General features: G+C 69.6%; 11 protein-coding genes. 7 read left to right on the forward strand and 4 right to left on the reverse strand.

Going from position 1 to position 10,433, the window contains the following annotated elements:
• Positions 1 to 370, forward strand: a 370-nt coding sequence (locus tag F9K34_RS13580; protein ID WP_291337510.1) for a helix-turn-helix transcriptional regulator, incomplete at its 5' end; no start/stop codon positions are given.
• Between the two features lie 2 nt (positions 371 to 372).
• On the opposite strand, the gene F9K34_RS13585 is transcribed toward F9K34_RS13580, so the two are convergent.
• Both F9K34_RS13585 and F9K34_RS13590 read right to left on the reverse strand, forming a co-directional pair.
• On the reverse strand, positions 373 to 1,461 hold the full coding sequence (locus F9K34_RS13585) for an ABC transporter ATP-binding protein (protein WP_291337511.1): 1,089 nt from the start codon (positions 1,459 to 1,461) through the stop codon (positions 373 to 375).
• A 145-nt stretch (positions 1,462 to 1,606) separates the two neighbouring features.
• Positions 1,607 to 2,386: an SDR family oxidoreductase gene (locus F9K34_RS13590; protein ID WP_291337512.1), complete on the reverse strand. Its 780-nt coding sequence runs from the start codon at positions 2,384 to 2,386 to the stop codon at positions 1,607 to 1,609.
• Between the two features lie 155 nt (positions 2,387 to 2,541).
• Between F9K34_RS13590 and F9K34_RS13595 the strand changes: the two genes are divergently transcribed.
• The 4 genes from F9K34_RS13595 (at position 2,542) to F9K34_RS13610 (ending at position 6,988) form a co-directional block, all read left to right on the forward strand.
• On the forward strand, positions 2,542 to 3,549 hold the full coding sequence (locus tag F9K34_RS13595; RefSeq protein WP_291337513.1) for a Hint domain-containing protein: 1,008 nt from the start codon (positions 2,542 to 2,544) through the stop codon (positions 3,547 to 3,549).
• Positions 3,550 to 3,634: 85 nt separating this feature from the next.
• Positions 3,635 to 4,456 carry a universal stress protein gene (locus tag F9K34_RS13600; RefSeq protein WP_291337514.1) on the forward strand — a complete coding sequence of 274 codons (822 nt, stop codon included), beginning with the start codon at positions 3,635 to 3,637 and terminating at the stop codon, positions 4,454 to 4,456.
• A gap of 58 nt (positions 4,457 to 4,514) precedes the next feature.
• A complete protein-coding gene (locus tag F9K34_RS13605) occupies positions 4,515 to 6,122 on the forward strand; it encodes a peptide chain release factor 3 (RefSeq protein ID WP_291337515.1) in 1,608 nt (535 codons plus the stop codon).
• Positions 6,123 to 6,223: 101 nt separating this feature from the next.
• Complete coding sequence (locus F9K34_RS13610; protein ID WP_291337516.1) at positions 6,224 to 6,988, forward strand: YiiX/YebB-like N1pC/P60 family cysteine hydrolase; 765 nt, start codon at positions 6,224 to 6,226, stop codon at positions 6,986 to 6,988.
• Here F9K34_RS13610 and F9K34_RS13615 read toward each other — a convergent pair.
• Together F9K34_RS13615 and F9K34_RS13620 are read right to left on the reverse strand one after the other, a co-directional pair.
• On the reverse strand, positions 6,963 to 7,388 hold the full coding sequence (locus tag F9K34_RS13615) for an OsmC family peroxiredoxin (protein ID WP_291337517.1): 426 nt from the start codon (positions 7,386 to 7,388) through the stop codon (positions 6,963 to 6,965). The genes F9K34_RS13610 and F9K34_RS13615 overlap by 26 nt on opposite strands.
• Before the next feature lie 61 nt (positions 7,389 to 7,449).
• Complete coding sequence (locus tag F9K34_RS13620; protein WP_291337518.1) at positions 7,450 to 8,244, reverse strand: glycosyltransferase family 25 protein; 795 nt, start codon at positions 8,242 to 8,244, stop codon at positions 7,450 to 7,452.
• A gap of 388 nt (positions 8,245 to 8,632) precedes the next feature.
• Between F9K34_RS13620 and F9K34_RS13625 the strand changes: the two genes are divergently transcribed.
• Together F9K34_RS13625 and F9K34_RS13630 are read left to right on the forward strand one after the other, a co-directional pair.
• A complete protein-coding gene (locus F9K34_RS13625) occupies positions 8,633 to 9,157 on the forward strand; it encodes a PEP-CTERM sorting domain-containing protein (RefSeq protein WP_291337519.1) in 525 nt (174 codons plus the stop codon).
• Positions 9,158 to 9,419: 262 nt separating this feature from the next.
• The coding region (locus tag F9K34_RS13630; protein ID WP_291337520.1) for a DEAD/DEAH box helicase at positions 9,420 to 10,433 on the forward strand (1,014 nt) is incomplete at its 3' end.

Here is a 10,433-nt window from a genome sequence, read left to right on the forward strand (position 1 = left end):
GGCCAAGATCGGCGCGGTCGCGCCGGCCCGCCCGGACGACCCCGGCGCCGACAGCTTCGTCTTCGCGAGCGCGGAAGCCGCGCGCGCCGCCCCGCACCTCGGCCTCATCCGCCGCGCGATCCGCGATCACCTGACGCTCACCCTCGGCTATCCCGGCGCGGACCGGGGCGAACGCATCCGCCGCGTCCGCCCCCTCCATCTCGACTTCTGGGGTCGCGCGTGGCTGCTGACGGCGTGGTGCGATCTGTCCAGGGATTTCAGGCAGTTCCGGGTCGATCTTGCAACGCGGATCGAGCATGACGGCGGTGCCTTCCTGCCCGAACCGGGAAAGACGGCGGAGGACTACCTCGCGCGTTTCGCCACCGCCTGAAATCAGCCGCGGCGCGGAAAGACGAAACAGCGGTCGCGCCGGATCATCAGCCACATCACCGTGCCGGGCTTCGGCAGGAAGACGCCCGGAACGGTCGCCTTGAGGATCTGCCCTCCCTCCTCCAGGCGGAACTCCACGAGGCTTTCGCGCCCCATGAAGCGCGCCCGGGCAACCGTTGCGCGGGCCGCGGTGCCATCGGCCGGCGTCGGGTTCGGGCCCCGGCCGGCACGGTCGAAGTCGATCTTCACATGCTGCGGCCGGATGACGATCTCCACCTCGGTCCCGTCGGACAGGCCGGGGGCGAGGAACTCGCCGAAGGGCGTCTGCGTCAGAGCGCCCCGAACCTCCGCCCTGAGGATGTTGATGTCCGAGAAGAAGGCCGCCGCCTCGCGGTCCACGGGCGCGTTGTAGATGTTGTAGGGCGCGCCGCGCTGCACGATCCGGCCCCGGCGCATCAGCGCGATCTCGTCGGCCATGCGCATCGCCTCGTGCGGCTCGTGGGTGACGAGAAGGACGGCCGTGCCCTCTTCCTTCAGAAGCGCGAGCGTGTCGTCGCGGATCCCGTCCCGTAGCCGTTCGTCGAGGCCTGAGAAGGGCTCGTCCATCAGGAGGATGCGCGGGTTGGGCGCGAGCGCCCGGGCGAGCGCGACGCGCTGCTGCTCGCCGCCCGAAAGCTCGTGCGGATATTTCGGGCCGAAGCCCGACAGCGAGACGCGCTCCAGCAGCGCGCCCACCCGCCCTGCGTGGTCCGAGCCGCGGGGAAGGCCGAAGGCGACGTTCTCGGCCACGGAGAGATGCGGGAAGAGCGCGAAGTCCTGGAACATCAGGCCGATCTGGCGCCGTTCCGGCGGCACGCGGAAGACCGTGTCGCAGACCAGACGCCCGTCCACATGGATCGTGCCCGCATCCTGCATGTCCACGCCGGCGATGATCCGGAGCGTCGTTGACTTGCCGCAGCCGGACGGGCCGAGCAGGCAGGTGACCTGCCCCGGCTCGATCGTCAGCGAGACGTCGTCGACGACGGTGCTTCCGTCGAAGCGGCGGACGAGGTGGCGGACCTCGAGGCGCGGCGGCGCGATGATCGGCGGCATGGTCGTCAAGGGCACCCCTTCCCCGAGCGAAATCCTCGGGTTTCAGCCCGGATAGCAGTCCGGGCGGCGGGCCGCAAGGCGGGCGGGCGCCGGCCCCGGCGCCCCAAGGGACACCCCTCCGGAGCGTTGTCCGACCGAACGCCGGTCAAAGGGTGGAATTCGTCGCCCCGCCGTCCAGAAGGATGTTCTGGCCGACGATGAAGCCCGCCTGGGTCGAGCAGAGGAAGGCGCACATCGCCCCGAATTCCGCGGCGGTGCCGTAACGACGGGCAGGAATCGTCGCCGCGCGGGCGGCCCGGGCGGCTTCCAGCGTGATGCCCTGCGCCGCCGCCACGCCACGGTCGAGCGCGTCGGCCCGGTCGGTCGCGTGGATGCCCGGCAGGAGGTTGTTGATTGTGACGCCCTGCGGCGCCACCTGCCGCGCGGTTCCGGCGACATAGCCGGTGAGGCCGGCGCGGGCGGCATTGGAAAGGCCGAGCTGGGCGATCGGCGCCTTCACCGATTGCGAGGTTATGTTGACCACCCGGCCCCAGCCGCGCTGCATCATGGCGGGCAGGAGCGCGGTCATCAGCGCGATGGGCGTCAGCATGTTGGCATCGAGCGCCCGCAGGAAGTCCTCCCGCCCCCAGTCCGACCAGAGGCCGGGCGGCGGGCCGCCGGCATTGGTGACGAGGATGTCAACCGCGCCCGCCGCCGCGAGGACCTGCGCCCGCCCGGTGTCGCTCGTGATGTCGGCCGCGACCTCCGTCACGGCCACCCCATGCGCCGCGCGGATCGCCGCAGCCGTCTCGGCGAGCGCCTCCGCGCCGCGGGCGTTGAGGACAAGGTCCACCCCCGCCGCCGCCAGCGCCTCGGCGCAGCCGCGCCCGAGGCCCTTCGATCCGGCGCAGACGAGCGCCCGTTTGCCGCGGATGCCGAGATCCATGCTCACCTCCCTTGCTTGCCGCGACAGGATAGCCGATCCCGGAGGCGAGGCCAGCCCGCGCCCGATGCGACCTGCGTTGACGCAAGGGCCGCGGCTTTGCTAAGCCCGCTGGGTGCGCCTGACCACCAAGGCCGCACGGAGCCGAAGGACCGGGAATGCCCGAGCACCCGACCGCCCTGCCCGCCCAGGCGGCGCACGCCTACCCGGCGCGCGCCCTTCGCGTCGCCGGCGGGGCCAACATCGGCGATCCGATCGCGGCGGCAGCATGGGTAGAGCCGGGCGACGTCTACCGGCTTGCCGCCGACGCGCGGCCGGTGCGGCTGATGTTGCGCCCCGCCGACGGCGGTCGCGCCCAGATGTTGGCCGAGGGGACCGGCGTCGGCCGGGCGGGCGACCGGATCGCGCTCCTGTCGCTCCTTACCCTGATGTCGCCCGATGGCGACCGGGTCGAGGTGCTGGTGATCCGGCACGAGGCGACGGGCGAGCCCTACGCCGTGCCGCTCTCGCCGCTCGCGCCGCGGGTGGACTACACCCTGATCGATGCGCGCGACGACGTGGAGGGTATCCGCGTCGCCGACCTCGTCTGCGTGGCCTTCGCCGCCGGGACGATGATCACCCTGCCGGGCGGCGCCCAGCGGCCGATCGAGGCACTGGAGCCGGGCGACAGGGTCCTGACGCGCGACCACGGCGCGCAGGAAGTCCGCTGGATCGGCAAGGCGACACTGCGCGCCCGGGGTGCCTTCGCGCCCGTCGTCATCGCCGCGGGCACGCTCGGCAACCATTCCGACCTGATCGTCAGCCCGCACCACCGCATCTTTCTCTATCAGCGGGGTCCCCGGCGGCTCGGTCGGACGGCGGAGCTTCTCGTGCAGGCCAAGCACCTCGTGGACGGCGACCGCGTGACGCGGCGCGAGGGCGGATATGTCGACTACTACAGCCTCGTCTTCGACCGGCACGAGATCGTCTATGCCGAGGGCATCCCGGCCGAAAGCCTGATGGTGTCAGAGGCGACGGTGAACCTCCTGCCGCCCGACCTGGCGGAGGAGGTGCGGGCGCGCTTTCCCGGCCTCAGCCAGAGCCAGCACTTCGGCACCGAGGCGGGGCGGGATCTGCTCGACGAGGCGGCGCGCGAAGGGCTCTTCCGCCGTCCGGGCAGCGACTGATCCCGGCTTGCGGCGTATTGCCGCCCGGGCTTGCCCCCCGGGGCGGAAAGCCCACCTCTGAAGGGGTTGACCAAGGGAGTTCCGGATGAAGAACCTGATCGTGGCCACCGACCTTTCGGAACGCGGCGACCGCGCGGTGCAGCGCGCCTTCCTGCTGGCGAGCCGTCTGCCTGCCAGCCTCGCCATCGTGACCGTGATCGACGACAGCCTGCCGGCGGGCATCGCCGACACCATGGTCCGGGCGGCGGAAGCCGAACTTGCGCACATCGTTACGGCGCATCCGCTCGCCGCGACGGTGCCGCACGAAATCCGCGTGGTGCGCGGCGACCCGGCGCTGGCCATCGCCGCGTTGGCGGCGGCCGAGCGGACCGATCTCCTCGTCCTCGGCGTGCACCGCGACCGCCCCGTGGCCGACTTCTTCCGCGAGACGACGATGGAACGGATCGTGCGGCAGGTCGGCTGTCCGGTCCTTCTCGTGCGCCGGCCGGCGGTCGCGCCCTATGGCACGGTTGTCGCCGCCGTCGACTTCTCGCCCGCTTCGGCCACCGCGCTGTGCAAGGCCGCCGAGCTTGCCCCGGAAGCACGGCTCGCCGGCGTCCATGCCTTTCACGTGCCCTATCGCGGCCTGATGCCCGCCGATGCGGTGGGTTCCTTCCTCGGTGAGGCCGAGGCGGCGGAGGCCGGCTGGCGCCGGACGGAATCCCTGCCGGCCGCACTCGGCAAGGTGGCGCTGCTGGAAGGCGCGATCGGCCAGGTGCTGACCGATGCGGTCCGCAGCGAGGGCGCCGACCTGATCGCTCTCGGCGCCCATGCCCGCGGCGGCCTGCACAACGCGCTGATCGGCAGCTTCGCCGCGCGGATGATCCGCGACGCGCCCTGCGACCTTCTCATCGCGCGGCCCGCCTGATCGCCCCCCGGGGACACCGCAGATTGCGGAGCCGCACGGGCGCGGCTATATCGCCGCCATGCTTGACGCCGCCCAGAACCGCCCCGCCCTGCCCGCCGAGATCGCCCGGCGGCGGACCTTTGCCATCATCTCGCACCCCGACGCGGGGAAGACCACGCTGACGGAAAAGTTCCTCTTGTTCGGTGGCGCGATCCAGATGGCAGGTCAGGTCCGCGCCAAGGGCGAGGCGCGGCGCACCCGGTCGGACTTCATGAAGCTGGAGCAGGAGCGCGGGATTTCGGTCTCTGCCTCGGCCATGTCCTTCGACTTCGGCCGCTACCGCTTCAACCTGGTGGATACGCCCGGCCACAGCGATTTCTCCGAGGATACCTATCGCACGCTCACCGCCGTCGATGCCGCGATCATGGTGATCGACGGGGCGAAGGGCGTGGAATCCCAGACCCGCAAGCTTTTCGAGGTGTGCCGCCTGCGCGACCTGCCGATCCTGACCTTCTGCAACAAGATGGACCGCGAGGCGCGCGATACCTTCGAGATCATCGACGAGATCCAGGAAAACCTCGCCATCGACGTCACCCCGGCGTCCTGGCCGATCGGCATGGGGCGCGACTTCATCGGCTGCTACGACATCCTGCACGACCGGCTGGAACTCATGGACCGCGCCGACCGCAACCGGGTGGCGGAATCGATCAGCATCGCCGGGCTGGACGACCCGAAACTGGCCGAGCACGTGCCCGCCGACCTTCTGAAGAAGCTCCGCGAAGAGCTTGAAATGGCGCGCGAACTCCTGCCCGCCTTCGACCGGAAATCGTTCCTCGAAGGCCATATGACGCCGATCTGGTTCGGCTCGGCCATCAACTCCTTCGGGGTCAAGGAACTGATGTCCGGCATCGGCGACTACGGGCCGGAGCCGCAGCCCCAGACCGCCGCGGAACGCCAGATCGCGCCCGAGGAAGGCAAGGTCGCGGGTTTCGTCTTCAAGGTGCAGGCCAACATGGACCCCAAGCACCGCGACCGGGTGGCCTTCGTCCGCCTCGCCTCGGGGCATTTCGAACGCGGGCAGAAGCTCTTCCATGTCCGCTCGAAGAAGCCGATGGCGATCTCGAACCCGGTCCTCTTCCTCGCCGCCGACCGCGAACTGGCCGAGGAAGCCTGGGCCGGCGACATCATCGGCATCCCGAACCACGGGCAGCTCAGGATCGGCGACGCCCTGACCGAGGGCGAGGCCCTGCGCTTCACCGGCATCCCCTCTTTCGCGCCCGAGCTGCTGCAAACCGTGCGCGCGGGCGACCCGATGAAGGCCAAGCACCTGGAAAAGGCGCTGATGCAGTTCGCCGAGGAAGGTGCCGCCAAGGTCTTCAAGCCGAGCGTCGGTTCCGGCTTCATCGTCGGCGTCGTCGGCGCACTGCAGTTCGACGTGCTGGCGAGCCGGATCGAGCAGGAATACCAGTTGCCGGTGCGCTTCGAGCCCACCCAGTTCACCTCCGCCCGCTGGGTCACGGGGCCGAAGGCGGATGTCGAGAAATTCGTCAATGCCAACAAGGGCCACATCGCCCACGACCATGACGGCGACATCGTCTACCTGACGCGGCTCCAGTGGGACATCGACCGCATTGTCCGCGACCATCCCGCGCTGAAGCTCAGCGCTACCAAGGAGATGATGGCGTGACGGGCCTTCGCCGGTCACGCCGCCGCGATCTCACGCAGGATTGACCCGGACCTGCGCCATTCCCATGCTCAACTCGCCCACGGTCACGCGCGAGAGGGCAGGTGAACCGTCTGACCGAAGCGATGGGGCGGGCGCTCGCCCGCTATCTGCAACGGCCCGCGGGCCGCTACCGGCCCTATGCCGTCACGCCGCTTCCGCTCCTGCGTGCCTGCCTGCGCCCGGCCGACATCCTGCTGGTCGAGGGTGACGCGCGCATTTCCGCGGCGATCAAGTATCTCACCACCTCGACCTGGTCCCATGCGGCCTTCTACGTCGGCGACCCTGACGGCTGCGACCTTATCGAGGCGGACCTCGAACATGGGGTCCGCTATGTCGCGCTCGAACGATATGCCCATCTCAACACCCGTGTCTGCCGCGCGGCCAACCTTGACGCGGCCGATCGCGCCCGCGTCGTGGCCTACATGCGCGCGTCGCTGGGGCGGAGCTACGATCTCAGGAACGTCGTCGACCTCGCACGCTATCTCCTGCCCGAACCGCCGGTCCCGCGACGCTGGCGACGGCGGATGATCGCACTGGGCTCGGGCGATCCCACACGGGCGATCTGCTCGACGCTGATCGCCCAGGCTTTCCAATCCATACGCTACCCGATCCTGCCGGACGTAAGGGTCGATCCGGACGACCCGGTGCGCCGCGAAATCCTGCATATCCGCGACCATTCGCTGTTCGCGCCGCGCGACTTCGACCTGTCGCCCTATTTCGCGCTGGTAAAGCCCACGATCGAACGCGGCTTCGACTACCGGGCGCTGCACTGGGACAGCGCGGCGCCCGGTGTAACGCCCCTCACCCCACCGACACCTCCATCGTGATCTCGGCCTTAAGGAGCTTCGAGATCGGGCAGCCCGCCTTCGCCTTCTCGGCCAGGTCGCGGATCTTCGCCTCCGGCGCGTCGGCCTTCACCTTCGTCACCAGATGCGCCTTCTTCACCGTCGGCCCGCCCTCGGTCGTCGGGTCGAGCGAGATGGTCGAGGTCGTCTCGATGCTGTCGGGCGTGATCCCCTCGCCCCCCATCAGCGCGGCAAGGAACATCGAATAGCAGCCCGCGTGGGCCGCGCCGATCAGTTCCTCGGGGTTGGCGCCCTTCTTGTCGCCGAACCGCGTGGCGTGGGTGTAGGGCAGGCCGGTGAACGCCCCCGACTGCGCGGTGAGCGTTCCGCCGCCCTCCTTGAGGCTGCCCGTCCATACGGCCGATGCGAATTTCTCGATCATGGCGTTTCCTCCTGTCCTGATACCGCCATCGTCGCACAACAGAGGCTGGGGGCAAGGGGCGCTATGCGACCGAAAAGGCCATCGCGACGGGCACGGCGGCCCCGGACCCGACCTCCGCCGCCTCCGCCCGGCGCGTCCGCCAGTCGCGCCAGCGGCGGCGGAGCGTCCGGGCCGGGGCCGGGTTTCGTTCGGGGCGGATGTCGGAGGCGAAGGCGGCGACGTCGTGCAGGACCGGTGCTGGGCAGACGAACCCGGGCCGGAGGAGCGCGAAGCCCATCCCGGCAGAGCGGCCGAAGAGCAGGTGATCCACCGGCACCGTCGGCGCGGGGAACCGGCTGAGGAGCGCCTCTGCCCCGCGTGCCGAAAGCACGTAACCGCAAGTGCCGAGAAAGCCGCTGCGCAGCCGGTAGAGCGTCGTGCCCGCGGGGCCTTCGCCAAGCGCATGGCCGAGCGGAAGCCGCCGGCTCCGCGCGCGTCCCGGCCAGAATTCAAGCTTCAGCACCCCCATCGCGTGGTCCCGCATGAGGCGCGCCACGGCGTCTTCCGCGAAGGCGGGGAAGGTCGCGGCAAGCAGGGCGTCGTCCTCGAGCACCACCGCCGCCTCGGCGGCGCCTCCGGCGATCCGGTCCCAGAGCCGGTGGTGGGTGAGCGAGCAGGCCATGTCGCCCGGTGTCGCCGGATAGGCGCGCGACAGCGGGCCGGACCCGAAGGCCGCGCGCAGTTCGCCGGCCGGCACCGCGCGCCGGTCGAGCGCCTCGACCCGGGTCCAGCCGAGACCGAACCCGTCGAGCGCGGCGCCGATCCGGGCGAGCCGCTCGGCCTCCCGCGCGAGGTTGACGACATGGATGGGCAGCATGGTCTAGTCCCCGTTCCCGGTCCGGAGACTAGGCAAGACCGGGGCAGCCGTCGATGGCAAAGCCCTCGGCCGGCACCGCTTTCATCCCCAGATTGTTCCCGGCGCCGCGAATCTCTTCGTGGCAGAAATGTGGCAATTGCGGCCCGCACCGGCCCTCCGCGGCCATTTCGGAACCTGCACCGGCCGCCTCCCGAGGCGCCAATCCGACAGAGATGCGGCAGCATCGCGGCGAAATGCGCGGAAACCCGCCGTGATCGTCGCCAGACCGAAACCGATCCTTCCGTGCTGCCGGCCTCTGTTTCGGTTTTCTCAACAGCCGTCGCTGCCGCCCCAAAAATGTCTCAATTTCCCAAAGAATTAGAGAGCCAGCCGCAACAAAGGAGCTGCCATGTTCAAACCCACCCTGAAAGCGCTGGCCGTGGCAGCGGCAACGGTCACGGCGGGGCTCGGCGCGATGCCGACCCAGGCCGCGACCCTCAACCTCGTCGCCGACAGCGGATGGACCCGCTTTTCCTATGGCGACGTGGGAACCACGGCCGGACGGAGCTTCAGCTTCACCCTGGCGGCCAATGCCATCCTCACCCTCGTGGATGGGTTCCTTGCCGGGGACCAGTTCGAAGTCTTCAATAACGGCACCTCGCTCGGGGCCACCTCGGCCCCGGTGACTCCGTCCCCGAACACGGGCATGAACTTCGACGCAGCGCTTGCCGGAGGGCAACACAGCTTCGGCGCGTTCAACCTCGGCCCGGGGACGTACCTGATCTCGATGAACGTGCTCGCACGTTCGCCGGGAACCGGCAACCATCTCGGGGCGATCCGTCTCGACATGGCGGCCGTGCCCGTGCCCGCCGGAGGGGCTTTGCTCCTGTCCGGGCTCGGGGTGGTGGCGTTCCTGCGCCGCCGTCGCCGGTAAGGTTCCCCCCCAGGTTCCCTGCCGGAAATTGTACCCGTAGTACCCACACCTAAACACCCACCCACACACCCAAGCCCAAGGCGCCGCCCGTTCCCCCCAGGACGGGCGGCGCCGCCCTTTCGGGCCGCCCTCCGACGGCCGATTGACCTTCGGAGTGTTTTGCGCTAGGGCGAACCGCCCGCATCCGGCGGGCAAACGCCGGGGCGCCCGGAAGTCGCGTCCCTTCACCCTTGCGGCCCGATGCCGCAACGACTGGACGCTGATGACAAAATTCTCCGACCTGAAGCTGGACCCGCGGGTCCTGCAAGCCATTGCCGAAGCCGGCTATGAAATCCCCACCCCGATCCAGGCCGGCGCGATTCCACCCGCGCTCGAAGGCAAGGACGTGCTCGGCATCGCCCAGACCGGCACCGGCAAGACGGCGAGCTTCACGCTGCCGATGATCACGCTCCTCGGCCGCGGCCGGGCCCGTGCCCGGATGCCGCGCAGCCTCGTTCTCGCTCCCACCCGGGAACTCGCCGCCCAGGTCGCCGAGAACTTCGACATCTATGCCAAGCACACCAAGCTGACCAAGGCGCTCTTGATCGGCGGCGTCTCCTTCGGCGAGCAGGACAAGCTGATCGACCGCGGCGTGGACGTGCTGATCGCCACCCCTGGCCGCCTGCTCGACCACTTCGAGCGCGGCAAGCTTCTCCTGACCGGCGTGCAGATCATGGTGGTGGACGAAGCCGACCGGATGCTCGACATGGGCTTCATCCCGGATATCGAGCGGATCTTCTCGCTGACGCCCTTCACACGGCAGACGCTCTTCTATTCCGCCACGATGGCACCCGAGATCGAGCGCATCACCAATGCCTTCCTGCATTCGCCGGCGCGGATCGAGGTTGCGCGCCAGGCGACGGCCTCCGAGACGATCGAACAGCGGCTGATCGAGCTTACGCCGACCCGCAAGGACCAGACCGCCAAGCAAAAGCGCGAGCTCCTGCGGGCGGTCATCAACGCGGAAGGCGAGGCCTGCACCAACGCCATCCTCTTCTGCAACCGAAAGTCGGAAGTGGACATCCTTGCGAAGTCGCTGAAGACGCATGGTTTCGACGCCGCACCGATCCATGGCGACCTCGACCAGAGCCAGCGCATGAAGACGCTCGACGGCTTCCGCGACGGCTCGCTTCGCTTCCTCGTCGCGTCCGACGTGGCCGCGCGCGGCCTCGACATCCCGGCGGTAAGCCACGTCTTCAACTTCGACGTCCCCTCCCATGCCGAGGACTATGTGCAC

The organism is Albidovulum sp. (genome assembly GCF_008933605.1).
Taxonomy (GTDB): domain Bacteria; phylum Pseudomonadota; class Alphaproteobacteria; order Rhodobacterales; family Rhodobacteraceae; genus Albidovulum.

Coding starts and splice junctions, on each gene's coding strand:
- F9K34_RS13605 (WP_291337515.1), top strand. CDS start 4,515: ATGCTTGACGCCGCCCAGAACCGCCCCGCCCTGCCCGCCGAGATCGCC.
- F9K34_RS13600 (WP_291337514.1), top strand. CDS start 3,635: ATGAAGAACCTGATCGTGGCCACCGACCTTTCGGAACGCGGCGACCGC.
- F9K34_RS13615 (WP_291337517.1), bottom strand. CDS start 7,388: ATGATCGAGAAATTCGCATCGGCCGTATGGACGGGCAGCCTCAAGGAG.
- F9K34_RS13585 (WP_291337511.1), bottom strand. CDS start 1,461: ATGCCGCCGATCATCGCGCCGCCGCGCCTCGAGGTCCGCCACCTCGTC.
- F9K34_RS13625 (WP_291337519.1), top strand. CDS start 8,633: ATGTTCAAACCCACCCTGAAAGCGCTGGCCGTGGCAGCGGCAACGGTC.
- F9K34_RS13620 (WP_291337518.1), bottom strand. CDS start 8,244: ATGCTGCCCATCCATGTCGTCAACCTCGCGCGGGAGGCCGAGCGGCTC.
- F9K34_RS13590 (WP_291337512.1), bottom strand. CDS start 2,386: ATGGATCTCGGCATCCGCGGCAAACGGGCGCTCGTCTGCGCCGGATCG.
- F9K34_RS13595 (WP_291337513.1), top strand. CDS start 2,542: ATGCCCGAGCACCCGACCGCCCTGCCCGCCCAGGCGGCGCACGCCTAC.